Here is a 26,152-nt window from a genome sequence, read left to right as displayed (position 1 = left end):
GCCGCCGCCGTCGAGGACGGTCGGTCCCGCCGCGGTGTCGCGGGACCGACCGGTAGGGGTGTCAGGGCTTGGCGCCCCAGGAGTGGGCCACGTCCACCACGACCCGGTCGTCCAGGCGCAGGACCCGGAACGGGAGCCGGGCGCGGATGCCGACGCCGAACTGTGTCTCTCCTTCGAAGCTGCCGGCGAAGCGGGTGTCCCGGAACGTGCGGTAGCCGGCGAGGTCGACCCCCGGCAGGGTGCGGCCCACCCGGCCGGGATAGGTCGCGGCCCCGGTCTCGGGGTCGTATGCGGGTGCCGTCACCCGGACCTCCAGGACGGCACCCCCGCCGACCGGTATGACGTGGCCCGATCCGTCCTGCCGGAGCCGGTCGACGTACTGGACGGAATAGCCGAGGCTGTCCTTGCCCGCGCCGGGGACCTCCACGACCAGCCGGTCGTAGCAGGCGTGCTTTCCGGTCCGCGCCTGCGTCAGGGGTTCCGCCGTGCCGACCGCGCGGCTCTTGCCGATGCTGCCCCAGCCGGTGGGGCAGGTGGTGGTGGCGGCCTGCGCGGGTACCGCGGCCACGCCCAGCGTCACGCCCATGAGGGCGACGGTGGCCCATGTCGTTCTCTTGTGTCGCATGATGTCCCCCGGGATTCATGTGTCTGTTATTGGGTGAGACAACCGGGTTGACGAAAAGGTTGCACCTTGTCCGGGTATAAATTTCCGAGACGTTCGGTATGGCCGCGGCCGAGAAGCACGGCGTGGCGCCAGGCCGCCGGCGCGACGGACCGGCCCGTCGCGCCGGTACGGCTCAGACCGTCCGCAGGGTGTTCCGCGCCAGTTCGTAGGCCGGGACCATCTTCTCGTGCTCCTCGGTGTCCATCCCGCCGAGGTGCACGACGACCGGGCCGCCCGGGGTGGCGACGGCGAAGGCGCTCTCCTTCTTCGTCTCCCCCAGCAGCTTGCTCGTGACGAAGTACTCCACCTCGGCCCCCGAGAGGTCGCCCGACTCGAACGAGCCGTACGTCGCCTTGCTCGCCCCGTCCTCGGCCGCCACGAACTCCTCCAGCACGGTACGCGCGTCGTCGCCCCCCGGCTCACCGGTCCAGATCCGCAGGAAGCCGACGTACCCGGCGGGCTTGGCGTCGACCTCGCAGGCGGCGGCGACCGGACCCTGCCGGAGCAGGGAGTCGAGGACCTCCTCCGAGATCTCGTCCTCCAGGTCACCGGTATCGGCCGAGGAGGCCTTGTCCTGGGCGGCCCCGGAGTCGATGGCCTCCGGCTCCCAGTCCTTGGCCAGATCGAAGCTCACCGGCAGCTCGCACGCCGAACCGGCCGCCCCGAGGCTGCCACCGCTCTCCACGCTCTTGCCCGCGCTCGCCGACGCACTCGCGGACGCCTTCGTGTCCGTGTCGTCGGCCGCCTCGGAACAGCTCGCCAACACCCCCACCAGCAAGGCCACCTGAGCCATCCGGCGCCCCGCGTTCCCCGCCCTGACCAGCACTGTCGTGTCTCCCCTCGGTTCAGGGCGCACACACTAGCGAAAGGGCGCCGACACCGCGTACGCGGGCGTCCCGTCGGTCGGTCCGGGCCCCCGAAAAACCCGGTGACGGCATTCGCGCAGGTCAGCACAATGGGGGACCACGACCCCGACCCGAAAGGTGGCCGACGTGACCGTCCCGAACGTACTGCTGTCCGGCATCGTCGGCTCCACGGCCTACGGGCTCGCCCACGCGGGTTCCGACGTGGACCGTCTCGGCATGTTCGCCGCGCCCACGAACAGCCTGCACGGTCTGCACGGGCCGAAGGAGTCCCATGTGACCACGGCCCCGGACCGCACCCTGCACGAGGCCGCCAAGTGGTGCCGCCTCGCCCTGGGCGGCAACCCGACCGCCATGGAACTCGTCTGGCTGCCCGCGGAGTTGTACGAGGTGCGCACGCCGCTCGGTGACGAACTCATCGCCCTGCGCACCTCGTTCCTGAGCGCCAAGAAGGTCCGCGACGCCTATCTCGGCTACGCCACGCAGCAGTTCCGCCGACTGGAGAACCGCGGCGACGGCTCCTTCTCCGCGGACACCCGCAAACGCACCGCCAAGCACGCCCGACACCTCAAGCGGCTGTGCCACCAGGGCCTGGAGCTGTACGCCACCGGGAACCTCACCATCCGGGTCGAGAACCCCGACGAGTACCGGGAGTTCGGCGAGCGCGTGGCCGTCGACGCCTCGGTGGCACGGCCCCTGCTCGCCTTCTACGAGAAGGCGTTCGACGAGACCCCCACCGCGCTGCCCGAGCGGCCCGACGAGCCGGCGGTGGAGGCGTGGCTGCACCGGGTGCGCGCCCACTTCTACACCCCGGCCGAGGTACGGGCGTCCTGACGAGACGGCCCCCGAGCGAAATGGGGCGGGTCCCGTCCGAAGCGGCCGGCGCTCCGGACGGGACCCGCGCTCAGGTCAGCGCACCTCCCGGGCGTACGGGGCGACGGTGAGCCGGTCGATCAGCGGCGCGTGGCGCGAGCGGAGCAGTACGCCGGGGAAGGTGTCCGAGGCGTAGGTGGCGCCGTCGAAGTTCGGCAGTTCCTCGGCGGAGAAGGCGACCTTGTTCTGTCCCTTCTTGAGGTGGACGGGGACGGTCAGCTCCCAGAAGTTGTTGCGGTGGAAGCTGTGCGGGAAGCCGACGCGCCGCTTCTCGCCGCCGTTGACGGTGATGTCGGCGTGCCGGGCGAGCGGGTCCGGGTTGTAGTGCGTGGCCTCGGACTGCTCGGGGTTGGAGTAGCGGATGCGCAGCGCGTACAGGCCGGCCCGGTCGGCGGTGACCGTGAAGGTCGCGGTGTTGCCGTTGCCGGGATCGCCGCCGATGCCGTCGACCGCCGTCCCGCCCGTCGCCAGGGACAGGGAGGTGAGCGCGGCCGAACCGGCGAGCGTGGCGTCCTTGGCCTCGTAGGTGCGCACCGGCAGCGTGCCCTCGGTCGGGGTGACCGTGAGACGGTCGACCAGGGTGGTGGCCGAACCACCGGTCAGCGTCACCTTGTTGACACCGCCGGAGAGGGAGACCGCGACGCCGCTGCGGCCCTTGGCCAGGCGTCGGACGTCGTGCCCGTTGACGGCGAGCAGGGCGCCGCTGCCGTCGAGGGTGTCGACCCGGACGGTGGCCTCGCGGTCGGCGGGGGAGTAGACCCAGAACGTGGCGGTCTGCCCCTTCGCCAGACGGGCGGCGCCCGAGCCGGTGGCCGCCCGCTTCGGCAGGTCGTAGACCGGCCGCGCCCCGCCGCCCAGCCAGGCCAGCTCACCCTCATGGACCTGGGTGCCCGCCGAGGCGTCGGGCAGGGACAGCGTGAGGCGGTCGACGATGGCGTCGCCCCGGGTGGTGCGCCTGCCGTCGAGGCTCTTCGCGGCGAGCGTCAGGGTGTGCTTGCCCTTGGCGAGCTTCACCTGCGTGTCGGTGTGGTCCCACACCACCCACTTGTAGCCCAGCGGAAGATGCAACTCCTGCTCGCTGTCGGCCTTGCCGTCCACCCGGAGGAAGACGTTGGTGGGGCCCTGCTCCTTCACCTTGTCGTAGGTGTTGAGGGAGTTGGCGAAGACGCTGAGGTCGTAGGTGCCGTCCTCGGGTACGTCGACGGTGAAGTCCAGCGTGACGTCGGAGCCGGTCCGCAGACCGCCCACGTCGTAGCCGCCCGAGGTGTAGAACTTCGAGACGTTGCTCGGCGAGCCCTCCGGGCCGTTCCTGGAGTAGCCGGAACCGGTGTGCGCGGCGTCCTCCGCCTCGTAGGAACCCTGCCAGCGCACCGGCGCCGACTGCGTGCCGGCCGCCTTCCCGGCCGGGCTGAGGACGATCTCGTACGCCGACGACTCCTTCAGCGTCGGCAGCGTGCCGTCACCGAAGTCGACGGTCACCGTGCCGTCGTCGGCGACCTCCAGGTTCCGCTCGGTGAGCAGCTTCGGTCCGGAGTTGTCGCCCACCTGGCCGCTCCAGTCGATCTCGCGGACCCAGGCGTGCACGCGCTTGCCGAAGAGCTTCTTCGGAACCCCGGCGAAGGTGATGTGGCCCTTGCCGGTGGAGCCGCCGAAGAGCAGCCGCGCCTGTTTCTTCTTCTCGTCGAGCGTGGCCACGCCCTGCATGGTGTAGTTCTGGCCCGGGAACGGCGGGGCCACCTCGACCGTGTGTCCGCTCATCGAGGCATACGAGTTGAGCAGCCACCACTGGCCGTTGCCCCGGTTGGACTGCACGGCCGAGTCGGAGAGGTTGCCGTCGATGTTCCAGTACGCGATGTCGGCGTCGACCTTGGACTCCTCGATGGCGGAGACCCACTGGATCATCTGGCCCGGTACCGAGGTGTGGTAGTTGAAGGCGTACTCGTTGATGTTGATGGGGAGTCGGGTGCCCTCGTGGTCGGTGCCCGCGAACAACTCCTTCTCCCAGCCCCGGTACTTGGCGACGCTCTCGCGCACCGCCTCGGGGTGGCTCAGCTCGTGCCAGGTGATGACGTCCGGGAGGGTGCCCGCGGCCAGAGCGTGGGTGAGGAAGCCCTTGACCTGGTCGTAGAGGACGCTGGTGTTGGGGCCGGCTATCCGGGCCTCGGGCATCTTGCCCTTGATGAGCCGGTACGCGGAGTCCCAGGCGGCGAAGTAGGCGGCGGGGTCGCTGAGCCAGCTGACCTTGTCGTAGCTCCACTCGCCGGTGCCGAACATGTTGCCCTCGGGCTCGTTGAACGGCACGAAGACGATGTTGTCCTGGTACTGCTTCGGCAGCTTCAGCACCTGCTCGACCTGCGTCGCGATCTTCTCCTCGTACAGCTTCAGCTTCTCGGCGGGGGTGTCGCCGGGCCACTGGTACGGGAAGCCGCGGTGGATGTCGGTCATGTAGATGTACACATCACCGTCGGTGGAGTCGGCCAGCGGCTTCACCACCTCCAGCGCGTCGGCGCCCGGGTGCTGCGGACCGTCCTGCGCCTTCGTGGAGACCGTGCGCAGGCCCATGCCCTCGATCAGGTTGTTGGTGGGGACGTCCGGCCCGTACACGCCGTACAGGGTGCCCGAGGCGCCGCCGTGGAAGGCGCCGGTGTCCGAGCCGAGGTCGACGGTGAGCGCCCCCTCCCGGACCACGGTGACGGTCGCCTTCACGGCTCGTCCGGCGGCGGTGCCCGCCACGGTGAAGGTGCCCGGCCGGGCGTACTTCTCGGAGGGCACGGAGTCCCAGGCGATCGGGGTGTCACGGTCGTAGCCGTCGGAGAACGAGGAACGCACACCGGTGGGGAGCGCCGGGGCGGTCCCGACCGTCGTACGGAGGTCGAAGGAGGTCTGCGAGAGGTCCTGGGCGGTGGGCACGGTCTCGACCGTACCGGCCACCTGCTCGGCGCTCAGGGCCGCGTGCCACACGGTGAAGTCGTCGATCGCGCCCTTGAGCAGCGGGTCCGGCCAGAAGGATTTGCCGATGTAGCCGGCGGCGGTGGCCGAACCGTCCAGCAGTTCCCTGGCCTTGATGGAGGTGGCGGTGGAGGAGACCGCGGCGCCGTCGAGGTAGGTGGTGAGCCGGCCGGCGGCGGTGTCGAGGGTGACGGTCACCGTCCGCCACTGCTCAGCGGGCAACATCGCGTACCCGCGGACCTGCGCCTCCGCGCCGCCACCGCCGGTGGTCACGGAGGTCTGGAACACCCCGCCGCCGTTGTACGGGGTGCTGAAGAGGTATCTGTCGGTGTTGGTGCCCAGATCGAAGATCCGCTGCCAGGCCGACTTCTCGCCGCTCCACCTCACGCGGGCGGAGACCGTCAGGTCGGTCGCGTCGCCGACCACCGCGCGGGGCAGGCGGACATAGGCGCCGTCGGAGGTGGGCGCCCCGCCGGGCAGGGACAGTGCCCTGCCTCCGCCGGTGCCGTCGACGGAGCGGGCGGTGGAGCCGTTCACCAGGGTCGCCGTCAGGCCGTTGCCGGAGCTGTCGGTGATCCGGCCTGAGGCCAGGTCGTCCTGGTCGAAGGTGTAGCGGGCGGTGGGCTGGGGCGCCTCGGCCGCCTGGGCGGGTGCGGCGGGCGCGGCGAGCAGTCCCGCGCCGAGGGCCAGAGCGACGGCGGCCGGGGCGCGGCGCCGGGCGGATCTGTCGGGGGATGACATGGATCGCGTCCTCAATCCTCGAGTAACGGCAGTGCGAACCGGTTCGAGGGCGCCGGGGCCAGGCCAGGATGACTCTGCGGAGCTCCCTGTGGTGACTCCGCGGGTGTCCCTGTCGAACCGGTTCGGCAAGCTAGCACCGGGGCATCGGCCGGACAATCCCCCCGGCACAAGGAAATCTCGATGACGTACGAGGTGTTGACAGCCGCTCCGGCCCTTCCTACCGTCACTTCACGCGAACCGGTTCGACGACCGGTCCTCGCCCCTAGCCCAGCAAGGAGTCGCCGTGAACATCGGTGAGATCGCCCGGCGGGCCGGTGTCTCACGCAGCACCGTGTCCTACGCACTCAGCGGCAAGCGCCCGGTGTCGGAGGACACGCGCCGGAAGATCCAGCAGGTCGTCGACGAGCTCGGATACCGCCCCAGTGCCAGCGCACGCGCCCTGGCCAACGGACGGACCAGCACGATCGGCCTGGTGTTCCCGCCCGCCGGCAACCACTACACCGGGATGCAGCTGGACTTCATCGGCAGCGTGGTCGAGGCCGCGGCGGCCTACGACTACGACGTACTGCTCTCACCGAGCGGCGTCGACAGCGACCGTTCCTTCCAGCGGCTGCTGGGGGAGCGGCGGGTCGACGGCGCGATCCTGATGGAGATCAGGCTGGCGGACGACCGGGTCGATCACCTGGCCGCGCTGGACTTCCCCGCCGTCACCATCGGCCGCACCGCCCATCCCGAGGGCAGCTGGTGGGTCGGCCTGGACCACACCGCCCTCGCGGCGGCCTGCGTCCACCACCTGGCGGACCTCGGCCACCGCCGGGTCGCCTTCGTCAACCGGCCCGAACAGCTGCTGCGGGCCGGGTACGAGTCCGCGCACCGCGGCCTGGAGGGCTTCACCAAAGCCGCGGCCGAACGCGGGCTGACGGTGCGCGGCTACTGCTGCGGGGACGACGCGGCCTCGGGCCAGAACTGTGTGGAACGGATCCTGCACGACGACCCTGCCACCACCGCCCTGGTCACCCTGAACGAGGCCGCCCTGGGCGGCCTGTACCGGGGGCTCGCCCAGGCGGGCCGCCATGTGCCGCGCGACTTCTCCGTCACCGGGGTCGTGGCCGGCCGCTGGGCGGAGACGGTGACCCCGCAGCTCACCGCGGCGGACGTACCGGCGGCCGAACTGGGCCGACTCGCCGTGGAGTTGCTGGTGGAGCGACTGGACCAGCCCGACGCCCCGCCCCGGCACCACCTGCTCACGCCGCCCATCTCCCTGCGGGCCAGCACCGGCCCGGCGGGAGCGAGCGGCGACTGACGCACCCGCTGCCACCGCCGGTCCCGCCTGACCGTATCCATGCCCCCGCCGGTCCGGGCTGACAGGACCGCCTGACCGTACCCACCGCCACCGCCACCGCCCCCTCCCACCGGCCGACACGGCCGCCTGACCGCCGTCACGACCCCTGTTCCACACGCCCCGTGAGGGCGAGCCGCCTCACGGCGCCGTTCGCCGTGCCCGCTTCCGCCTCCCCTCCCCGGGGACGCGGACACTCACCTCCTCGCAAGCCGACGCCTCGGCACCCGCATGCCGAAAACCGAAGGAAACCCGCGATGAACAGCTTCTCCGGACGACGCCGTCTGGCCACCGCCGCCCTCACCGCCCTGGCTCTCGCCGGTACCGCCACCGCGTGTGGCTCCGGCTCGGACGGCGGCGGGTCCGACGCGGCCGACAGCGGGACCTACACCATCTGGGACCCCTACCCGCAGTTCGACAAGAGCTCGGCGTGGGCGAAGCTGCTGGACTCCTGCGGCACCGAGGCCGGGGTGAAGGTCAAGCGGACCGCCTTCGACACCAGCGACCTGTCCAACAAGGCCCTGCTCGCGGCCCAGCAGGACAACTCCGCGGACGTCCTCATCGTCGACAACCCCGTGGTGTCGACCCTCGCCGAGGCCGGCGTGCTCACCACGACCGACGACAACAAGCTCGACACCTCCGCGGTGGACGCCAACCTGCTGGCGGCCGGCCAGACCGACGGCAAGACCTACGGCACCCCGATCGGCGCCAACACCCTCGCCCTCTACTACAACAAGGAGATCCTGAAGAAGGCCGGCGTCGACACCGCCTCCATCAAGGACTGGGCCTCCCTGACCGCGGCCCTGGAGAAGGTCGACAAGGCCGGCAAGAAGGGCATCACCTTCTCCGCGATCGGCACCGAGGAGGGCAGCTTCCAGTTCCTCCCCTGGTTCTGGGGCTCCGGCGCCCAGCTGACCGACCTCGACTCCACCGAGGGCGTCGCCGCGCTGCGCCTGTGGACCGACTGGCTGAAGAAGGGGTATGCGCCCAACTCGGTCATCAACAACACCCAGACGACCAGCTGGCAGGAGTTCGCCGGCGGCGACTACGCCTTCGCCGAGAACGGCACCTGGCAGCTCGCCAACGCGAAGAAGGCCGGCTTCGAGTACGGGGTGCTCCCGATACCCGGCGCCAAGGGCGGCAACGCCGCGGCCCCCACCGGCGGCGAGTTCGTCACCGTCCCCGTCCAGGGCGACACCGAGCGGTACGCCACCTCGCAGAAGCTGGTCGCCTGCCTGACCAACACCGCCAACCTCTACGACACCGACACCACTCTGTCCTACGTCGCCCCCACCACCGAGGTCCAGGACAAACAGGTCGCGGCGAACGCCGAGTTGAAGCCGTGGGTCGAGGCGGTCAAGGCGGCCAAGGGTCGCACCAGCGGCGACCTGGGCACCAAGTACCCGAAGATCTCGGAGCAGATGTGGAAGGCCGTCCAGTCCGCCCTCAGCGGTTCGCAGTCTCCCCAGGACGCGCTCGCCGCCGCCCAGTCCGCCGTCAAGTGACCACACGGCAGGGTCCGTCGATGAGCCAGACCACACACGAGCGACCCCGCCGCCGGCCGGTGCCCGGCCCCGGCGGGAAAGCGCCCGCCGCCCCGCCCGGAGCACGCCTCCGCCCCCGCTCCCCGCAGTGGGCCGCCTGGGCCTTCCTCACCCCGGTGACCCTCTACCTCCTGCTCTTCTACGCCTATCCGCTCTACCGCAACGTCGACCTGAGCCTGCGCCACTACACGGTCCGCTCCTTCGTGCAGGGCGACGCGCCCTTCTCCGGCCTCGCCAACTACCGCACGATCCTCGACGACCCGACCTTCGCCCCCGCCCTGCTCCACACCGCGGTGTTCACGGTCGTGTGCCTGGCCTTCCAGTACGCCCTCGGCCTGGCGCTGGCGGTCTTCTTCAACCAGCACTTCCGGCTCTCGGCCACCCTGCGCGCCCTGTTCCTGGTGCCCTGGCTGCTGCCGCTGATCGTGTCGGCCTCCACCTGGTCGTGGATGCTGAACAGCGAATCGGGCGTGGTCAACGCCCTGTTGGGCGCCCTCGGCGCCGACCCGGTCAACTGGTTGACCTCGCCGACCTGGTCACTGACCTCGGTGATCATCGCGAACATCTGGATCGGCGTCCCGTTCAACCTGGTCGTGCTCTACAGCGGCCTGCAGTCCATCCCGGCCTCGCTGTACGAGGCGGCGGCCCTGGACGGCGCGAACGCCTGGCAGCGCTTCTGGCGGATCACCTTCCCGCTGCTGCGCCCGGTGTCCGCGATCACCCTGCTGCTGGGCCTGGTCTACACGCTCAAGGTCTTCGACATCATCTGGATCATGACCAAGGGCGGTCCCGCGGACTCGTCCACGACCTTCGCCACCTGGTCCTACCAACTGGGCTTCGGCAACCTGGTGCCCGAATTCGGCCCCGGCGCGGCCGTCGGCAACCTGCTCGTGGTCGCCGCCCTGGTCTTCGGCCTGGTCTACGTCCGGGTACAGAGAAAGCAGGCGCTGTCATGAACCGTCGCGCCCCGCGCACCTGGGGAAAGACCACGATCGGCGTCGTCCTGACCGCGATCATGCTCTTCCCGGTCTACTGGATGCTGAACGTGTCCCTCACCCGTGAGCAGGACATGCGCAAGAGCCCGCCCGACCTGCTGCCGATCCACGGCACCCTGGAGGGCTACCGCACCGTCCTGGCCGACCAGTTGCCCTACCTCGGCACCAGCCTCGTCATCGGCCTGGGCACCGTCGCACTGACCGTGGCCCTCGCCGCACCCGCCGGATACGCGCTGGCCAAGCTGCGCCCACGCGGCGGCGGCGCGCTGAGCTTCGTCCTGCTGGCCGCCCAGATGATCCCCGGCATCATCATGGCGATGGGCTTCTACGCCATCTACCTCCAGCTGGACATGCTCCAGTCCGTCCCCGGGCTGATCGTCGCCGACTCCACCCTGGCCGTGCCCTTCGGGGTCCTCATCTTCACCGCGTTCATGTCGGGCATCCCCGGCGAACTCCTCCAGGCGGCCAGGACCGACGGCGCGGGGCCCCTGCGCACCTTCTGGTCCGTCGTCCTGCCGATGAGCCGCAACGCCGTGGTCACCGTCTCCCTGTTCGCGTTCCTGTGGTCCTGGTCCGACTTCGTCCTCGCCAGCACCCTCGTCAACGGCGGCGCCCACGAGCCGATCACGCTCGGCATCTACCACTACATCGGCAACAACAACCAGGAGTGGAACGCCATCATGGCCACCGCCGTCGTGGCGTCCCTGCCGGCCGCGGTCATCCTCGTCCTCGCCCAGCGCTATGTCGCGGCGGGTGTGACCGCCGGTGCCGTCAAGGACTGAGTTCTCCCCGTCACCGACCCGTCCTCCTTCCCTCTGTTCGAGTCCCCGTGCTCGAGAAACGAGTCGCACGTCATGACCGCCGCCTCTCCCGGCCCGGCCTTCTCCGTCCACGACATCCCGTTCAGCGTGTCCGGCTCCTGGTTCGACATCTCGCCCGTGGTGGCGGAGAAGACGTACGCCGAGGACCTGCACCTCGTCTCGCACCAGAACGGCATGCACGCCGTGCTGCGACTGCTCCCCGTGGACCCGGCGACGGGCGTCCGCGCCGAGACCCGCGTCGAGGCCACCCCGGGTCTGCTCCGCTGGACCGGCGCGAGCGGCCAAGTCGACCTCACCTACGAGACCCCGGACACCGTCCGGCTGCGGGGGAGCGGCGGGCTGGGCCTCGCGGTGTCCGCCGCCGCGCGGACCCTCACCCCGTTCAGCGGCACGTACTTCTTCCACGACCCGGCCTCGGACGGGCACGTGTTCACGTCGTACGAGACCGGCCGCCGCTACCGCGTCACCGTGCTGTCCGGGACGGTGGCCGCCACCGCCGGGGACCAGGCGCTGGGCGGTGCGGACCGAGGCCTGACCGTGACCGCGGGGGAGGGCACAGGTGCGACGGCCGAGGAGGGCGGCGGCTGGGAGGTGGCGATCGAGGAACTCGACACCGCCCGCCCGCCGTTCGTGTCCTCGGCGGGTTTCGACGACGTCGTGGCGTCCGCGCGGGGCGCGTTCGCGGACTTCGTCCAGGCCGTGGCCCCCTGGCGCTCGGCCGCCACGCCGGCCGCCGAACTCGCCGCCTACGTCGTGTGGTCGGCGACCGTACGACCGGCGGGGCTGGTCTCCCGGCCCGCCGTGCTGATGTCCAAGCACTGGATGGACAAGGTCTGGAGCTGGGACCACTGCTTCAACGCCCTCGCCCTGGCGCCTGGTTGCCCCGAACTGGCGCTGGACCAGTACCACCTGCCCTTCGACCACCAGGACGACAGCGGCGCGCTGCCCGACTCGGTCACCCACTCCGAGGTCCTGCACAACTTCGTCAAGCCGCCCATCCACGGCTGGGCCTTCGGCCACCTGCGCCGCCGCCTGCCCGTACCACTCGGCGCAGCCGAACTCACCGAGGCCTACGACCGGTTGGCGCGCTGGGCCGACTTCTGGCTGACCGCGCGACGGGCCCCCGGTGACCGACTGCCCTACTACCAGCACGGCAACGACAGCGGCTGGGACAACGCCACCACCTTCGACCCCGAGCGCGTGGTGGTCACCGCCGACCTCGCCGCCTTCCTCATCCTGGAACTGCACGAACTCGCGGACCTGGCGGCGGAACTGGGCAAGGAGGAGGAGTCCCGCAGATGGGCGGGCCTGGCCGAGGAGACGCAGTCGGCACTGTTCGAGGAGCTCTGGGCCGGCGACCGGTTCGTCGCCCGGGGCGCCGGCACCGGGGACACCTGGAGCAGCGCGAGCCTGCTCGACCTGATGCCCATCGTGCTGGGCGAGCACCTGCCCGCCGAGATCGGCAGCACGCTCGCCGACCACATCAAGGCCCACCTGACGCCGTACGGCCTGGCCACCGAACTGACCACCTCACCGCACTACCTGCCCGACGGCTACTGGCGCGGCCCGATCTGGGCGCCCGCCACGGTCCTCGTCGAGGACGGTCTGCGCCGCGCCGGACACCAGCGGCTGGCCGACGACATCAGCGCCCGCTTCCGCGCCCTGTGCGAGACGCACGGCTTCGCCGAGAACTTCGACGCCCTCACCGGCAGGGGCCTGCGGGACCGCGCCTACACCTGGACGGCGAGCAGCTACCTCCTCCTGGCCGAGGCCCACGTACGCCGGGACGCCCACTGATCGACGAGAAAGAGGATGCCCGCGACCGTGTCGGTGTGCCCGAGGGCGGTCGGCCCGCCCCTTCCGGGGCTACCCGTTCTGCCCCTGGAGGCTCATGACCAGGTCGCGCGGCAGGCCGTGGGTGTCGTGGAGGTAGGCGTAGTCCTGCTCGGTCAACTCCCCTTGGTAGCGGGGGCGGGAGAGGAGGCGGCGGCCCCGGTCGAGGAGTCCGGTGAAGCGGCTCTCCTCGTCCAGGAGCACCTCGCGCACGCGGTCGGGACCGCCGGGCATGCGGAAGCGGTCCAGGGTGTGTTCGACGAGCTCCGGTGGCAGATCGGACAGCGTGCGGGTGGGGTCGTGCTGCCAGAGGGTGGTGAGGGTACGGCGGACGAGCCGGCGCAGGACGTAGCCGCGGCCGGTGGGGGAGGGCCGTACGCCCTCGCCGATCACGACGATCCCGGAGCGCAGGTGGTCCGAGACCAGGCGCAGCGACGGCTCGTCGAGTTCCCACAGCTGTCGGAGCAGGCGCGTCCAGGGCTCGAACAGGTCGGTGTCGTAGACCGAGTCATGGCCCTGGAGGACGGTGACCAGGCGTTCCAGGCCCATGCCCGTGTCGATGGAGGGCTGCGGGAGCGGGGTGAGGCCGCCGTCCTCGTGGCGGCGGTAGCGCATGCTGACGTGGTTCCAGACCTCCACCCAGCGCGGGTCGGTGGTGGGGGTGCCCCGCGGTGGGGTGTCGCCGGTCCACAGGAAGATCTCCGAGTCGGGGCCGCACGGGCCGACGGGGCCGTTGGACCACCAGTTGTCCTCGCGGGTCCGCTCGACCGGCACGCCCAACTCCCGCCAGGTGTCCAGGGATTCGGAGTCGGGGCCGACCTGTTCGTCCCCGCCGAAGACCGTGACGTACAGCTGCCCGTGCGGAACGCCGAAGCCGTCGCGCAGCAGCTCGTACCCCCAGCGCAGACTCTGCGGATGGCCGTAGTCGCCGAGCGACCAGGAGCCGAGCATCTCGAAGACCGTCAGATGGGTGGAGTCCCCGACCTCGTCGAGGTCGGTGGTGCGCAGACAGCGCTGGACGTTGACCAGGCGTCGGCCTCGGGGGTGCGGGCGGCCCTCCAGGTACGGGGTGAGGGGGTGCATGCCGGACGTGGTGAACAGCACCGGGTCCGAGGGCGGCGGCAGGAGGGTGCCACCGGTGATGAGGTGGTGTCCGCGCTCGACATAGAAGTCCGTGAAGGTGCGCAGGATCTGGTCCGTGTTCATGGCGGTCTTCCTTCGGGTCGGGGGACCGGAGAGGGACCGCGGGGACAGCGGGGAAGAGCGCGCACTGAACCGACGGTCCGTTTCCGGCCGCCGGGAGGGGTGAGGTGAGGTCAGGCGTCGGCAGCCGGGGAGCTGGTCGCTCGCGCGGCTGCGGTGTGGGTGTGCTCGTTGACCTCCATGGATCAACGGTAACCGGACGCGGCGAGGACGTCCTGTGGTTTTCGGCCCGCGAGGACGTCCTGTATGTAATGCTCCGTCCGCGAGGACGTCCCGCGGTCCTCAGTCCGCTCCGCCCGGGGTGATCAGCCCGGTCTCGTAGGCGAGGACGACCGCCTGGACCCGGTCGCGCAGGTCCAGCTTGGACAGGATGCGTCCGATGTGGGTCTTGACCGTCGTGGGGCTGAGGAAGAGGCGGTCGGCGAGCTCGGCGTTGCTCAGCCCCGTCGCGAGCAGGCGCAGCACCTCCGTCTCACGCGGGGTGAGCTCGGACAGGTCGCGCCGGAGTCCGGCCGCCGGGCGGGCCTCCTCGCGGTGGGCGAAGCGCTCGATCAGCCGGCGGGTGATGGCCGGCGCGAGCAGGGCGTCCCCGGACTGCACCAGGCGTACGGCGGCCACCAGGTGCTCCGGTGTGACGTCCTTGAGCAGGAAGCCGCTGGCGCCCGCGCTGAGCGCGTCGTACACGTAGTGGTCGAGGTCGTAGGTGGTCAGGATGATGACCCGGGTGCCCGCGGCGCCGTCGTCGGCGATGATGCGGCGGGTGGCCTCGATGCCGTCCATGTTCGGCATCCGGATGTCCATCAGGACCACGTCGGGCCGGGTGCGGCGGGCCGCGGCGACCGCCTCCGCCCCGTCGGCGGCCTCGGCGGTGACCTCGATGCCGTCCGCGGCGAGGATCATTCCGAACCCGGTGCGTACGAGCGCCTGGTCGTCGGCGATGACGGCGCGCAGCACCGGTCCGCTCATGCCGCCATGCCCGTTCGTGCCGCCCGGTCCGCTCATGCCGCCATGCCCGTTCGTGCCGCCCGGTCCGCTCATGCCGTCTGACCCGTTCATGCCGCCCGCCACGGGAGGTGCGCCTTGACGCGGTAGCCGCCGGCGAGGGTCGGTCCGGCCGTCAACTCGCCGCCGTAGAGCGCCAGTCGCTCCCGCAGTCCGATCAGGCCGCGGCCGTTGCCGTCCGCCCGGGCGGCGTCGCGGACGGCGCCGGTGTCGGTGACCTCGATCTGGAGGACCTCCTCGGCGTATCCGATCATGACCGAGGCGTCCGCGCCGGGCGCGTGTTTGATGGTGTTGGTCAGCGCCTCCTGCACCACGCGGTAGGCCGTCAGGTCGATGCCCGGCGGCAACGGGTCCGGCGGGAGCGACACCGCGACCCCGACCGGTGTGCCCGCGGCGCGGACCCGCTCGATCAGCGCGCCCAGTTGCCCGAGACCGGGCTGGGGCTCCAGGGCGTCCGGCTGCTCGACGTCCGGGGCCGCCAACAGGCCCATCACATGGCGCAGTTCGGCCATCGCCGCCCGGCCGCCCGCCTCCACCGCCAGCAGCGCCTGTCGGGAGCGCTCCGGCGCCACGTCCATCACCTTGCGTGCCGCCCCCGCCTGAATGACCATCACGCTCACATTGTGGGTCACGACATCATGCAACTCGGCGGCGATACGCGCCCGTTCCTCCTCCACGGCCCGGCGCATGGCCGCCTCCTGGTCCTGCTGGAGCCGCGCGAGCTGCTCACGGTCGGCGGTCAGCCGGCGTCGCCAGTAGCGGACGAGACCCGCCGTGACTCCGGCGATCAACAGCACCACGGCGGGGCTCGACCAGCCCGGCAGGATGGGTTCGGTCTCCCGGAACGCGAAGCCTGCCAGCGCCGCCGCGACGACCATCGCGACGGTCGCCACCGTCCGGTGGCGGCTGTGCATGACGGCGCTGTACGCGGCGATCACGCAGGTCAGCACATTGATCCAGGAGGCGTCGTCACCGATGGCCAGCACCGCGAGCATCAGCATCGCGAACGCGGCGAGCGGGTACGTGCGCCGCGCGGCCAGGGGCAGCGCCGACAGCACGACCAGCGGCCAGGACGCGGACTGCGGCTCGGTCCTCACGAAGCCCGGGCCCGGAGGCACCGGCGGGCGAGGCGGCTCCGGCACGCCGTACGTCACCTTGCCGAGGCTCGCCGGACCGTCCCCGGGATAGCGCGCCGCCACGACCAGCGCGACCACGGTCAGCACCACCGCCAGGGCGACGTCGCCCCGGACCGCACGCCGCGACAGCGGGGCACGCCGGGGCTCCGGCCGCAGCGCCGCCCGCACCTGACGCAGCCAACGGTTCATGGTCTCCATCGCCACATTGTGCTGCCCCTCTCACGGCGAGCGCGTCCGTCTGCGCGGTCGAGGGACCGTCCTGAAGGCGTACGTCGTGAGGACGACCCCGCGATCGGCTCCTCCGCGGGAAGGGCCGCATGTCGGTGCCCCGGGCGACGCGGCGGACAGGCCCCCGCCCTTAGCTTTCGCTGAGCCCGAGCCCCTTCGACCGCGAGGACCCCTCCCCATGACTGATGTGATCGCGCTGACGGGCGTGGCCAAGCGCTACGACCCCACGGGCGCCCCCGCGCTCGGACCGATCGACCTCGGCGTCGCCCAGGGCGAGGCCCTCGCCGTCACCGGCCCCTCCGGCAGCGGCAAGTCCACGCTTCTGAACCTCGTCGCGGGCCTCGACAAGCCCACCACGGGCACCGTGACCGTGGCCGGCGAGCGCGTCGACCGGTTGAGCGAGCACGCGCTGGCCCGGTTCCGGCGGGAACGGATCGGTATGGTCTTCCAGTTCTTCAACCTGCTCGACGACCTCACCGTCGCCGACAACATCCAGCTCCCCGCCCAACTGACCGGCACCGACCGGCGTACGGCAGCCTCCCGCGCCGAGGAGTTGATGGAGGTGCTGGGCATCCAGAAGCACGCCCGCGCCTACCCGGGCCGGCTCTCCGGCGGCGAGCGTCAACGGGTCGCGGTGGCACGGGCGTTGGTCAACCGTCCCGCGCTGCTGCTGGCCGACGAGCCGACCGGGGCCCTCGACAGCGCCTCGGGCCAGGACGTCCGGGACCTCCTCGTCGACCTGCACCGCGGCGGCCAGACCATCGTGCTCGTCACCCACGACCTCGCCCTAGCCGAGGCGTGCGCGAGCCGCACGATCCACCTGGTCGACGGTCACCTCGCCCTCGACACCCGCGCGGAGGCCGTCCGATGAGCGCCCTCACCCAGGTCGTACGGTCGGGGGTGAGCCGGCGGCGGGTGCAGACCGTCGTCATCGCCCTGGCCACGATGATGGCCGTCGCCTCGGCCGTGGTCGCGGGATCCCTCATGGTCGCCGCCGACGCCCCCTTCGACCACGCCTTCGCCCGGCAGAACGGGGCCCATCTCACCGCCGAGTTCGACCCGGGGAAGGCGAGCGCCGCCCAACTGAAGGCCACGAGAGGGCTGGACGGCGTCACCGCCACCGCCGGGCCGTACCCCGCCACCACGATCCACGCGCTCGACGACCAGGGCCGGCAGACCCCGGCGATGACCTTGGTCGGCCGGTCCGACCCGGACACCGAGGTCGACCGGCTGGAGCTGAAGTCCGGGCGCTGGTCGACGAAACCCGGTGAGATCGTGCTGTCGGCCGGTTACGAGGGTCCCGCCTTCGCCCTCGGGTCCACGCTGAAGACCTCGGACGCCGCGGGCAGCCCGGCGCTGACCGTCGTCGGTTTCGCGCTCTCCGTGGGCAGGACCGCCGACGCCTGGGCGACACCCGGCCAGGTCACGGCTCTCTCCGAGGACACTCCGGTCACGAGCCAGATGCTGTATCGCCTCCAGGACGCGGACACCAAGGGCGACATCGCCGCCGGTCGCGACAAGCTGGCCGCCGCCGTCCCCTCCCAAGGCCTCCTCGGCACGCGGTCCTACCTGGACACCAAGCGGGCCGCCGACCAGAACGCGGCACCCACCATCCCGTTCCTGGTCGCGTTCGGGGTGCTCGGCATCGTCATGTCGGTCATCATCGTGGGCAGCGTCATCAGCGGCGCGGTCGGCACCAGCCTGCGCAGGATCGGCATCCTGAAGGCCATCGGCTTCACCCCGCGCGAAGTCGTCCGCGCCTACGTCGCCCAGGCTCTCCTCCCGGCCGCCGTCGGCATCGCCCTCGGCGTCGTCCTGGGCAACCTCATGGCCCTGCCGCTCCTGGAGGACACCGAGACGATCTACGGCAGTGCCTCGCTGTCGGTCGCGTGGTGGGTGGACGTCCTCGTGGTGGCGGGCACGCTGCTCGTCGTCGGGGTCGCGGCACTGGTGCCCGCGCTGCGGGCCGGGCGGCTGCGCACCGTCGAGGCCATCGCCGTCGGCCGGGCGCCCCGCACCGGACGCGGGCAGTGGGCACACCGGGCCGCGGGGCGGCTGCCGTTGCCCCGCGCGGTGACGTACGGCCTCGCCAGCCCCTTCGCCCACCCGGTGCGCACCCTGGCGATGGTCCTCGCGGTGGCCTTCGGGACGGTCGCGGCGACCTTCACGCTCGGCCTGGTCTCCTCGCTGAACGCGGTGAGCTCGGCACTGGACCCCGAGAGCCGCACCGATGTCAGCGTGTTCGGCGGCGGACCCAGTATCGCCGGGGGCGAGCACGTGCCCGCGGAGAACACCGCCCAGCCCGCGCCGGCCGACCCCGTGAAGCTGAGGGCCGCCATCGAGGCGCAGCAGGGGACGGCCGCGTACTACGGCATGACCCAGGAGGAGGCCACCGTGCCCGGTGTCTCCGGCACCGTCGAGCTCAGCCTCTACGAGGGCGCCTCCAGCTCCAGCGCCTACGAGATGATCTCGGGCCACTGGATCGACGGCCCCGGCCAGATCGTCGTGCCCTCCCGCTTCCTCGACGTCACCGGCACCGGGATCGGCGACACCGTCCGGGTGAGCACGGGCGAGGACACCGCCACCCTGAGGATCGTGGGCGAGGCCTTCGAGACCTCCGACGAGAACCTGGAGATCTACGCCGGTCTCACCGACTTCCCGCACGCCGTCGCCAGGGCGTTCAGCGTGGAGGTGCGGGACGGTGTCTCCGCGAGCGCGTACGCCGAGAAACTCGCCGCGGTCGTACGGCCCCTCGGGGGTGAGGCCTTCGCCAACTCGCCCTCCGAGCAGGACAACCTCCTCGTCCTCATCGACACGATGGCGGCGCTGCTCAGCCTGATGCTCGTCTCCGTGGCCGGGCTCGGAGTGCTCAACTCCGTGGTCCTGGACACCCGCGAACGCGTCCACGACCTCGGCGTGTGCAAGGCGCTCGGGATGTCGCCGCGGCAGACCGTGAGTCTGGTGCTCGCGTCGGTGGCCGGGATCGGCGTGCTCGGCGCCCTCGTCGGCGTACCGGTCGGATACGCGCTGCACGGCCTGGTGCTGCCGGAGATGGGCGAGGCCGTCGGGACCGGGCTCCCGTCATCCGTCCTGGACGTCTTCGGCACCCTCGAACTCGTCCTGCTCGCACTGGCCGGCGTCGCCATCGCCCTCCTGGGCGCCGCGCTCCCGGCGGGATGGGCGGCCCGGGCACGTACGGCGACGGCGCTGCGGACGGAGTGACGGACCCCGCCATCAGCGCCGTGCCCTTTCCCGTCGGCAACACGGTTTCATCACGGCGATGTCACCCAGGGAGTCTTCCGAGTGATCATTGAGCACTCAACAGCACCATCCCTGGGGGGACCATGAGTCACGACAACACGCCACCGCCCATGCCGGGCTACACCCCGCCGCCCGCGCCCGGTTATCCGCCGCCGCAGCCGCCCAGGAAGACCAACACGGTCCTCGTGGCCGCCGCTGCCGCGGTGGTGGCCGCGGTCCTCGCCGCCGCCGTCACCGCGAGCGTCACCGGGGACGGCGACGGCAAGGCCGAGGCGGCACCGACCGTCACGGTCACCACGACGGTGCCGGCCGACGCCGAGGACACGGTCGCGGACACCGCGTCCGAGGAGCCCACCGACGAGGCGGGCGACGAGTCCTACGGCTTCGCCGACACGATCGTCTACGACAACGACGTCGAGATCAGCCTGTCGAAGCTGTCCCGCGCGGTCTCCAGCGACTACGCCTCGCCCGAGAACACCCCGTACGCCAAGTTCACCATCAAGATCGTCAACAAGTCCGGCAAGAAGGTCGACGCCGGCATGATGACGGTCAACTGCGCCTACGGCGACGAGGGCAAGGAGGGCGAGTCCGTCTACGACGACGGGCTCGACGGCCTGCCCGACACCAGCATCCTCGCCGGCCGCTCGCTCTCCGTGCCCTGGGGCTGCGAACTGCCCAAGGGGGAGACGTTCCTCCAGATCGAGGTGGCCCCCGACTACGAGTCCGAGACCTCCATCTTCACCGGAGAACTCAAGAAGTAGTCACGGTTTGCGCGGGACGGGGGACCGGCGGCAGGGTTCGGGTGTGGCTACCTTGCTGATCGTGCATCACACCCCCTCCCCCCACTGCCAGGCGATGCTGGAGGCCGTCGTCTCCGGTGCCACGGCGCCGGAGATCGAGGACGTCCAGGTCGTGCGGCGGGCCGCGCTGGCGGCCACCGCGTCCGACGTACTGGCCGCCGACGGCTACCTGCTGGGCACCCCGGCGAACCTCGGGTACATGTCCGGCGCCCTGAAGCACTTCTTCGACCAGGTCTACTACCCGTGCCTGGACGAGACGCGGGGCCGGCCCTTCGGCTACTACGTGCACGGCGGCAACGACGTCACCGGCGCGGTGCGGGGCATCGAGTCGGTCACGACGGGACTCGGCTGGCGGCGCGCCGCGAACGCCGTGACCGTGACCGGGGAGCCCGACAAGGCCGCGGTCGAGGCCTGCTGGGAACTGGGCGCCGGCCTTGCCGCCGGGCTCATGACCTGACCGGGACCGCCCGAGGGTGCTCATGCCATGCTGGCCCCATGGGTGATCACGCGCAGCACGACTCCGTCCGCCGCAGCTACGACACCGTCGCCGAGGAGTACGCGAACCGTCTGCATGCCGAACTCGACGACAAGCCGCTCGACAAGGCGCTGCTCACGGCCCTGCTGGAGCAGACGGAAGAAGGGACCGTGATCGGCGACCTGGGCTGCGGGCCCGGTCATGTGGCGGACCGCCTCGCCGAGCAGGGCGCGCGCACCGTCGGGATCGATCTGTCGCCGGGCATGGTCGCGGAAGGGCAGCGCCGGTTCCCGCGGGTGGAGTTCCGCGAGGGGGACCTGCTGGAACTGCCCGCCGCGGACGCCGAGTTCGGGGCGGTGACCGCCCTCTACACGATCATTCACCTCGACCCCGCCGAACTGCACCGCGCCTTCGCGGAGATGGCACGGGTCCTGCGCCCCTCGGGTCTGGCGCTGCTCTCCTTCCACATCGGCGAGGAGGTCCGGCACCTGGACGAGTGGTGGGGGCACGAGGTGGACGTCGACTTCCGCTTCCTGGACCCCGCGCACATCGCCGGGGTGCTGGAGGCGGCCGGGTTCACCGTGGAGATGCGTCTGGAGCGCACCCACTACCCCCACGAGGTGGAGACCCGCCGCGCCTATCTGCTGGCCCGCCGCGCGGTGAGCACCGGCTGATAGAACCCGGTGGAGTCCGGGGTGTGCCAGGTGACGTCGGTGAACCCGGCCGTGCCGACGAAGCGCGTGAGCTCGGCGCGGGTCAGCGCCCAGTAGGTGGTCCGGCGGGTGCGGACCGTCCAGGTGTCGCCCGCGGGGATCAGTTGCAGGTGCTCCAGGTCGTAGCGTTCGCCGTCGTCGTGCCAGTGCCACAGCTGAAGGGTGATGACCCGGCCCTCGGGGGTCTCCGCGATCTGGGGCGGTGGCGCCGGGGGCCGGACCGCGAGGATCTCGTCGTAGTCCCGGACGGTCAGCACCAGCAGCCCGTCCTCGCACAGCACCCGTCGCATGCTCCGCAACGCCGTGCCGATGTCCTGCTCGCGGAGCAGGTGCGGCAACGAGTTGTCGGCGGCGAGGACCACGTCGAACGCGCCGTCGGCGAAGGGGAGGTGCCGCATGTCCGCGACGACGACCGGAAGTTCGAGCCCCCGCGCGGCGGCCTCGGTCGCGGCGCGTGCGGCGGCCCGGCCACTCAGGTCGCCGCCGATCACGCGGTGCCCGGCCCGGGCCAGTCCGATCGCCTGGGTGCCGATGCCGCAGGAGCAGTCGAGCACACGCCGTGGGCCGGGACCCGGATGACGGCGCAGGAGCGAGTCCAGCACCGCCGCCTGGTGCGCCATGCTCGCGTCCCAGTCCGCGAAGATCAGGTGGTAGTCGGCGGCGAGTTCGTCGTAGAAGCGCCGCACCGAGGAATCCGACATACCCGCACGGTAGTGCCGCGGCAGGCAACGTTCGCCCGTCAATGGGTGTGCCGGGCGTCGCGTCGGGGCCAACGCTGCCTGCCGCGGCACTGGGCCCTGTCGTCACCCTCCTGCCTGCCGTGCGGGGCCAGTGCGTGGGCCACGTGCCCGCGTGCCGCGCTCAGTCGAGCACGACCTCCCAGGTGTCCACGGCGTAGTGCAGCGTCATCCCGTTACGCCCGTACAGCTCCGGAGCGCCCGTGGCGTTGGCCGTGTCCACGCCCAGCCCCACCGTGTCCCGCCCCCGCCCGGCGAACACGGCGAAGGCGTGCCGCAGCAGCAGTCCGCCCAGTCCCCGCCCCCGGGCCTCACGGAGCACTCCGATGCTGCGGATCCACCCCATGGCCTCGCGGTCGTCGCGGGAGATCAGGAACCCGGCGTCCCCCGTCTCCTCGGTGCCGGCGATCCACACCAGGGACCAGTCGAGGGCCCCGGCGTCGATGTCGTGCAGCCACTGCTCGTGGGTGCGCGGCTGGAAGTCGAAGTGCTCGGCGAAACTCGCCTGGTAGAGACGGTGGACGCTCTCGCGGTCGGCGTCGGTGGTGCAGGGCCGTATCCGCACCCCGGCGGGCGGCTCCGGGGCGAGATCCTGCGCCGGGTCCAGAGCCCGTCGCAGTACGTGGTAGCGGCGCACGACCCGCCAGCCCCGGGTCTCGATCACCGAAGTGTCCAGCGTGGGCCGCGTGTTGAGGTGCAGATGCACCACGGCCCGGACTGCCCCGTTCGCGCGGGCCTTCTCGAGCGCCCGCGTCTGCATGGCGTCGAGGAGTCGCGCGCCGACCTCCTGATGGTCGGGCAGGACGTAGTGGTCGATGTCGATGCGCTCGGCCCCCGAGTCGTCCCACAGCAGTCCGTAGGCCACCAGCAGGTCCCCGTCGAAGGCCAGCCAGGAGTCGCGCCCGAGATCGATGTCGGGGCGCTTGAGGTCGGCCTCCACGGTGGGCAGGTCGGTCTCGCGGCGGCCGATCTCGATCTCGTCGACGGTGTTGAGGAGTTCGGTGATGGCGGGACCGTCGGCGAGGAGGGCCGGGCGCAGGAGGTACGGCATGGGGGACAGGTTCCAGGCAGAGCACGGCTGGTCGCAACGGGATTTCGGGCGCCCGGCCCGGTGGGTCCGGGTCACCAGCCGGTGCGCAGGAGATGGTTCAGCAGCAGGGCGAGCACCGCCTGCGCGGCCAGCCAGACGCGCGGACGGGTGAGGAACGCGCAGGCCGGGAGCAGCCACATGGCGAAGGGGAGCCAGATCCGTTCGGTCTCGGCCTTGCTCATGCCGGACAGGTCGGCGGCGAGCAGGGCCAGGAGGGCGGCCGCCACGAGAAGGGCCAGACGCCCGCCGCCCCGGCGCCGGATCAGCACGACCCCGGTCCGCCGCAGCCCCGCCGCCGTCGCCAGACCCGTGATCAGCACCGTGCACGCCAGGTTGGCCCAGACCCAGTAGCCGTACGGGCGGATGCCGCCGGCGCCCTGGTGATAGCGGGTGACCAGCAGCCGGTACGCCTCCCACCAGTCGAACCCGGCGAACGTGAAGACGGCCGGCACCACGGCCAGCCCGGCGAGCAGCGGCACCCACAGCACCGGCCGCTCCCGCACGCCCCGCCGGCCGAGCAGCAGGACCGTCGCGCCCAGGAGGGCCAAGAGCGTCAGGCCGTAGGAGAGATAGCAGGTGAGGCCGAACAGCAGACCCGAGCCAGCGCCCCACCACAGCGAGCGTCCCGTGACCGCGAGCGCCAGCAGGGCCACGGCCCAGGCGGCGACCGCCGCGAAGTACGCGTCCGCCGAGGTGCCCATCCACACCGCGGCCGGCGCCAGCACCAGGAAGGGTGCCGCCCGCCGCGCGAGCCGCTCCTCGGCCAGCGCGCGGACGGCGACGAGCACCGCCACACATGCGGTGGCGCCGACGAGGACGCACCACATGCCCGCCCAGCCGCCGCCCCGCAGGCCGAGCCGGTCGAGGAGGACGAAGGTGAGGGTGGCGGCCGGGGGGTGTCCGGCGACGTGGGCGGGCCAGTTGTCGGGGGAGTCGAGAAGGATGTGGCCGGTGAAGCCGCGCAGCGCGGCCGGGATGTCGTGGAAGCGGTCCACGACGCGCAGGTACTCCTGGCGGGTGGTGAGCTGTTCGGCGATGCCCCGGTGCCAGCCGTCGACGAGGGCGAGGGAGAGGATCCAGGCCGTGGCCGCCCCCCAGGCGCTCACGAGCAGGGCCCGCCAGGGCAGTCGGTCGGCCAGTGCGGGACCGTACGCCACGGTCGCCGCCGCCACCAGGACGGCGGCCGGGGTGCCGGGACCCAGATGGGGGTCCCAGTTCGCGAGCAGCGGGGGCCAGTCGACGAACAGCGTGTGGTGGGCGTGCTGGATGCGGTGGCCGACGAGCACGGCCGCGGTGACGAGCAGCGCGGCGGCCAGGGCGGCGTACACATCGCGAAGGAGGGCGCGGTTCACACCGGAACGCTAGGCCGGGCAACCGGGCGGATACCGCCGTCCGGGCCGGACGTCAGCGTTTCGTCATGGGTCGTGGCCCCTTTCCGGTGCCGGTGCGGACCTACGGTCGAGCCATGACATGGTCTCCTTCCTCGCCGGGCTTCTGGCGCAGTCCCCTGCGCGGGCCCTGGTTGACCTCCGTGCTCGGGGTGGTGCTCCTCGGCGGGATCACGGTGCTGTTCGTGACGGGTCTGGTCTCGTACGCCGCCTACAACCCGAACCTGGCGGCGGTGAACGACAAGACCCCCGACAAAGGGCTCCTCGGCTTCTACCTCTTCTCCTGGCCGACCCGTCCGCACTGGCTCTACCGCCTCAACCAGGGGGTCCACGTCACCCTCGGCGTCACCCTGATCCCCGTCCTGCTGGCCAAGCTGTGGTCGGTGGTGCCGAAGCTGTTCACACTGCCGCCGGCCCGCTCGCTCAGCCACGCGCTGGAGCGGCTCTCCCTGCTGTTGCTGGTCGGCGGCGGACTGTTCGAGTTCGTGACGGGCGTCCTCAACATCCAGCTGGACTACGTCTTCCCGGGCTCCTTCTACCCCCTGCACTTCTACGGCGCCTGGGTGTTCTTCTCCGCGTTCGTCGCCCACGCCGTGCTGAAGACCCCGGCGGCGCTGCGCAATCTGCGCCGACTGCGCGAGGCAAAGGGCGAACTCCCGCAGCAGGAAAGCACGTTGGTCTCCCCGCGCCCGGCCGCGCCGACCGTCTCGCGCCGAGGTGCCCTGGGGCTGGTCGGCGGCGGTTCGCTGCTGCTGTTCACGACCACCGCCGGTCAGTCCTTCGACGGCCCGCTGCGGCGCACCGCTCTGCTCGCACCCCACGGCGGCCCCGACCCCGTCAGCGGCCCGAACGGGTTCCAGATCAACAAGACGGCCGCCTACGCCGGGATCGACGCGGCACGCACCGGTGCGGACGCCTGGCGCCTGACCGTGACGGGACGCTCCGGAACCGTCCGCCTCAGCCGCGCCGACCTGGCCCGACTCCCCTTGCACAGCGCGGCGTTGCCGATCGCCTGCGTCGAGGGCTGGTCGACGTCCGACCAGCGGTGGCGCGGGGTCCGGCTGCGCGACCTCGCCGCGCTGGTGGGTCACGAAGACGGCTCACCGGACGTCCTGGTGGACTCCCTCCAACTGCACGGCTCCTTCCGCCGCGCGGCGCTGCGCGCCAACCAGGTCGCCGACCCGCGTTCCCTGCTCGCCCTGTACGTCAACGGCGAGGACCTGTCCCCCGACCACGGCTACCCGGCGCGGATCATCGTGCCCGCCGCGCCCGGTGTGCTCAACACCAAATGGGTGGCCCGGATGACCTTCGGAGACCTGTGATGCGACCGCGGATCCCCGTCGGCGACCCCTTCCACCTCCTGCTGCTCGCCACCTCGTTCGCCCTCGCCGCCTACGCGGGGGTGCGGCTGCTCGCCGACGACTGGTTCGGCGTGGCGCTGTGGTGGGTGGGAGCGGCGCTGCTGCACGACCTCGTCCTGGTGCCGCTGTACGCGGG

At 71.6% G+C, this 26,152-nt stretch carries 21 protein-coding genes; 12 read left to right on the top strand and 9 right to left on the bottom strand.

What is annotated here, in order from left to right; genetic code table 11:
- Window positions 1–61 precede the first annotated feature (61 nt).
- Both ACZ56U_RS10345 and ACZ56U_RS10340 read right to left on the bottom strand, forming a co-directional pair.
- Window positions 62–625, bottom strand: coding sequence for an AMIN-like domain-containing (lipo)protein (locus tag ACZ56U_RS10345; RefSeq protein ID WP_469083597.1), 564 nt, complete (start codon window positions 623–625; stop codon window positions 62–64).
- A 172-nt stretch (window positions 626–797) separates the two neighbouring features.
- Complete coding sequence (locus ACZ56U_RS10340; protein ID WP_469083596.1) at window positions 798–1,457, bottom strand: lipoprotein; 660 nt, start codon at window positions 1,455–1,457, stop codon at window positions 798–800.
- Between the two features lie 199 nt (window positions 1,458–1,656).
- On the opposite strand from ACZ56U_RS10340, the gene ACZ56U_RS10335 reads away from it, so the two are divergent.
- Window positions 1,657–2,361: a nucleotidyltransferase domain-containing protein gene (locus ACZ56U_RS10335; RefSeq protein WP_469083595.1), complete on the top strand. Its 705-nt coding sequence runs from the start codon at window positions 1,657–1,659 to the stop codon at window positions 2,359–2,361.
- A 75-nt stretch (window positions 2,362–2,436) separates the two neighbouring features.
- Here ACZ56U_RS10335 and ACZ56U_RS10330 read toward each other — a convergent pair whose 3' ends face one another.
- Window positions 2,437–6,090 (bottom strand): LamG-like jellyroll fold domain-containing protein, encoded by a 3,654-nt coding sequence (locus ACZ56U_RS10330; protein ID WP_469083594.1) that lies wholly within the window; start codon window positions 6,088–6,090, stop codon window positions 2,437–2,439.
- A 283-nt stretch (window positions 6,091–6,373) separates the two neighbouring features.
- Here ACZ56U_RS10330 and ACZ56U_RS10325 point away from each other — a divergent pair, with 283 nt between their 5' ends.
- The 5 genes from ACZ56U_RS10325 (at window position 6,374) to ACZ56U_RS10305 (ending at window position 12,586) form a co-directional block, all read left to right on the top strand.
- Window positions 6,374–7,393 (top strand): LacI family DNA-binding transcriptional regulator, encoded by a 1,020-nt coding sequence (locus tag ACZ56U_RS10325; protein WP_469083593.1) that lies wholly within the window; start codon window positions 6,374–6,376, stop codon window positions 7,391–7,393.
- A 293-nt stretch (window positions 7,394–7,686) separates the two neighbouring features.
- Complete coding sequence (locus ACZ56U_RS10320; RefSeq protein ID WP_469083592.1) at window positions 7,687–8,934, top strand: sugar ABC transporter substrate-binding protein; 1,248 nt, start codon at window positions 7,687–7,689, stop codon at window positions 8,932–8,934.
- Window positions 8,935–8,954: 20 nt separating this feature from the next.
- Window positions 8,955–9,929 (top strand): carbohydrate ABC transporter permease, encoded by a 975-nt coding sequence (locus ACZ56U_RS10315; RefSeq protein ID WP_469083591.1) that lies wholly within the window; start codon window positions 8,955–8,957, stop codon window positions 9,927–9,929.
- Complete coding sequence (locus ACZ56U_RS10310) at window positions 9,926–10,750, top strand: carbohydrate ABC transporter permease (RefSeq protein ID WP_469083590.1); 825 nt, start codon at window positions 9,926–9,928, stop codon at window positions 10,748–10,750. Before ACZ56U_RS10315 ends, ACZ56U_RS10310 begins: the two co-directional genes overlap by 4 nt.
- 72 nt (window positions 10,751–10,822) lie before the next feature.
- Window positions 10,823–12,586 (top strand): amylo-alpha-1,6-glucosidase, encoded by a 1,764-nt coding sequence (locus ACZ56U_RS10305; RefSeq protein ID WP_469083589.1) that lies wholly within the window; start codon window positions 10,823–10,825, stop codon window positions 12,584–12,586.
- A gap of 69 nt (window positions 12,587–12,655) precedes the next feature.
- Here the strand turns inward: ACZ56U_RS10305 and ACZ56U_RS10300 are convergent, their stop codons facing one another.
- The 3 genes from ACZ56U_RS10300 to ACZ56U_RS10290 form a co-directional block, all read right to left on the bottom strand.
- Window positions 12,656–13,828: an alanine--tRNA ligase-related protein gene (locus ACZ56U_RS10300; protein WP_469083588.1), complete on the bottom strand. Its 1,173-nt coding sequence runs from the start codon at window positions 13,826–13,828 to the stop codon at window positions 12,656–12,658.
- Between the two features lie 279 nt (window positions 13,829–14,107).
- Window positions 14,108–14,791, bottom strand: a complete 684-nt coding sequence (locus ACZ56U_RS10295) for a response regulator (protein ID WP_469083869.1) — start codon at window positions 14,789–14,791, stop codon at window positions 14,108–14,110.
- A gap of 86 nt (window positions 14,792–14,877) precedes the next feature.
- Window positions 14,878–16,161 (bottom strand): sensor histidine kinase, encoded by a 1,284-nt coding sequence (locus tag ACZ56U_RS10290; protein ID WP_469083587.1) that lies wholly within the window; start codon window positions 16,159–16,161, stop codon window positions 14,878–14,880.
- 208 nt (window positions 16,162–16,369) lie between these two features.
- On the opposite strand from ACZ56U_RS10290, the gene ACZ56U_RS10285 reads away from it, so the two are divergent.
- From ACZ56U_RS10285 to ACZ56U_RS10265, 5 genes are all read left to right on the top strand, one after another.
- A complete protein-coding gene (locus ACZ56U_RS10285) occupies window positions 16,370–17,062 on the top strand; it encodes an ABC transporter ATP-binding protein (RefSeq protein WP_469083586.1) in 693 nt (230 codons plus the stop codon).
- Window positions 17,059–19,413 carry an ABC transporter permease gene (locus ACZ56U_RS10280; protein ID WP_469083585.1) on the top strand — a complete coding sequence of 785 codons (2,355 nt, stop codon included), beginning with the start codon at window positions 17,059–17,061 and terminating at the stop codon, window positions 19,411–19,413. The genes ACZ56U_RS10285 and ACZ56U_RS10280 overlap by 4 nt, the downstream gene beginning before the upstream one ends.
- A 122-nt stretch (window positions 19,414–19,535) precedes the next feature.
- Window positions 19,536–20,213 carry a hypothetical protein gene (locus ACZ56U_RS10275; RefSeq protein WP_469083584.1) on the top strand — a complete coding sequence of 226 codons (678 nt, stop codon included), beginning with the start codon at window positions 19,536–19,538 and terminating at the stop codon, window positions 20,211–20,213.
- Between the two features lie 43 nt (window positions 20,214–20,256).
- Window positions 20,257–20,709 (top strand): flavodoxin family protein, encoded by a 453-nt coding sequence (locus ACZ56U_RS10270; protein WP_469083583.1) that lies wholly within the window; start codon window positions 20,257–20,259, stop codon window positions 20,707–20,709.
- Between the two features lie 38 nt (window positions 20,710–20,747).
- Window positions 20,748–21,401, top strand: a complete 654-nt coding sequence (locus tag ACZ56U_RS10265) for a class I SAM-dependent methyltransferase (protein ID WP_469083582.1) — start codon at window positions 20,748–20,750, stop codon at window positions 21,399–21,401.
- Here ACZ56U_RS10265 and ACZ56U_RS10260 read toward each other — a convergent pair.
- The 3 genes from ACZ56U_RS10260 to ACZ56U_RS10250 all read right to left on the bottom strand — a co-directional run bounded on the left by ACZ56U_RS10260 (window position 21,365) and on the right by ACZ56U_RS10250 (window position 24,619).
- Window positions 21,365–22,141, bottom strand: a complete 777-nt coding sequence (locus ACZ56U_RS10260) for a class I SAM-dependent methyltransferase (protein WP_469083581.1) — start codon at window positions 22,139–22,141, stop codon at window positions 21,365–21,367. The genes ACZ56U_RS10265 and ACZ56U_RS10260 overlap by 37 nt on opposite strands.
- A 160-nt stretch (window positions 22,142–22,301) precedes the next feature.
- Window positions 22,302–23,228 carry a GNAT family N-acetyltransferase gene (locus tag ACZ56U_RS10255; protein WP_469083580.1) on the bottom strand — a complete coding sequence of 309 codons (927 nt, stop codon included), beginning with the start codon at window positions 23,226–23,228 and terminating at the stop codon, window positions 22,302–22,304.
- A 71-nt stretch (window positions 23,229–23,299) separates the two neighbouring features.
- Window positions 23,300–24,619, bottom strand: coding sequence for a hypothetical protein (locus ACZ56U_RS10250; RefSeq protein WP_469083579.1), 1,320 nt, complete (start codon window positions 24,617–24,619; stop codon window positions 23,300–23,302).
- Between the two features lie 113 nt (window positions 24,620–24,732).
- Between ACZ56U_RS10250 and ACZ56U_RS10245 the strand changes: the two genes are divergently transcribed.
- On the top strand, window positions 24,733–25,977 hold the full coding sequence (locus tag ACZ56U_RS10245; protein WP_469083578.1) for a molybdopterin-dependent oxidoreductase: 1,245 nt from the start codon (window positions 24,733–24,735) through the stop codon (window positions 25,975–25,977).
- The last annotated feature ends 175 nt before the right edge of the window (window positions 25,978–26,152 follow it).

The organism is Streptomyces sp. NPDC034103 (assembly GCF_055575395.1).
The sequence above is the reverse complement of the archived record's forward strand: the minus strand, read 5'-3'. Positions and strand labels throughout refer to the sequence as shown.

Coding starts and splice junctions, on each gene's coding strand:
- ACZ56U_RS10345 (WP_469083597.1), bottom strand. CDS start 625: ATGCGACACAAGAGAACGACATGGGCCACCGTCGCCCTCATGGGCGTG.
- ACZ56U_RS10340 (WP_469083596.1), bottom strand. CDS start 1,457: ATGGCTCAGGTGGCCTTGCTGGTGGGGGTGTTGGCGAGCTGTTCCGAG.
- ACZ56U_RS10330 (WP_469083594.1), bottom strand. CDS start 6,090: ATGTCATCCCCCGACAGATCCGCCCGGCGCCGCGCCCCGGCCGCCGTC.
- ACZ56U_RS10320 (WP_469083592.1), top strand. CDS start 7,687: ATGAACAGCTTCTCCGGACGACGCCGTCTGGCCACCGCCGCCCTCACC.
- ACZ56U_RS10315 (WP_469083591.1), top strand. CDS start 8,955: ATGAGCCAGACCACACACGAGCGACCCCGCCGCCGGCCGGTGCCCGGC.
- ACZ56U_RS10310 (WP_469083590.1), top strand. CDS start 9,926: ATGAACCGTCGCGCCCCGCGCACCTGGGGAAAGACCACGATCGGCGTC.
- ACZ56U_RS10305 (WP_469083589.1), top strand. CDS start 10,823: ATGACCGCCGCCTCTCCCGGCCCGGCCTTCTCCGTCCACGACATCCCG.
- ACZ56U_RS10300 (WP_469083588.1), bottom strand. CDS start 13,828: ATGAACACGGACCAGATCCTGCGCACCTTCACGGACTTCTATGTCGAG.
- ACZ56U_RS10295 (WP_469083869.1), bottom strand. CDS start 14,791: ATGAGCGGACCGGTGCTGCGCGCCGTCATCGCCGACGACCAGGCGCTC.
- ACZ56U_RS10290 (WP_469083587.1), bottom strand. CDS start 16,161: ATGGAGACCATGAACCGTTGGCTGCGTCAGGTGCGGGCGGCGCTGCGG.
- ACZ56U_RS10285 (WP_469083586.1), top strand. CDS start 16,370: ATGACTGATGTGATCGCGCTGACGGGCGTGGCCAAGCGCTACGACCCC.
- ACZ56U_RS10280 (WP_469083585.1), top strand. CDS start 17,059: ATGAGCGCCCTCACCCAGGTCGTACGGTCGGGGGTGAGCCGGCGGCGG.
- ACZ56U_RS10275 (WP_469083584.1), top strand. CDS start 19,536: ATGAGTCACGACAACACGCCACCGCCCATGCCGGGCTACACCCCGCCG.
- ACZ56U_RS10265 (WP_469083582.1), top strand. CDS start 20,748: ATGGGTGATCACGCGCAGCACGACTCCGTCCGCCGCAGCTACGACACC.
- ACZ56U_RS10260 (WP_469083581.1), bottom strand. CDS start 22,141: ATGTCGGATTCCTCGGTGCGGCGCTTCTACGACGAACTCGCCGCCGAC.
- ACZ56U_RS10255 (WP_469083580.1), bottom strand. CDS start 23,228: ATGCCGTACCTCCTGCGCCCGGCCCTCCTCGCCGACGGTCCCGCCATC.
- ACZ56U_RS10245 (WP_469083578.1), top strand. CDS start 24,733: ATGACATGGTCTCCTTCCTCGCCGGGCTTCTGGCGCAGTCCCCTGCGC.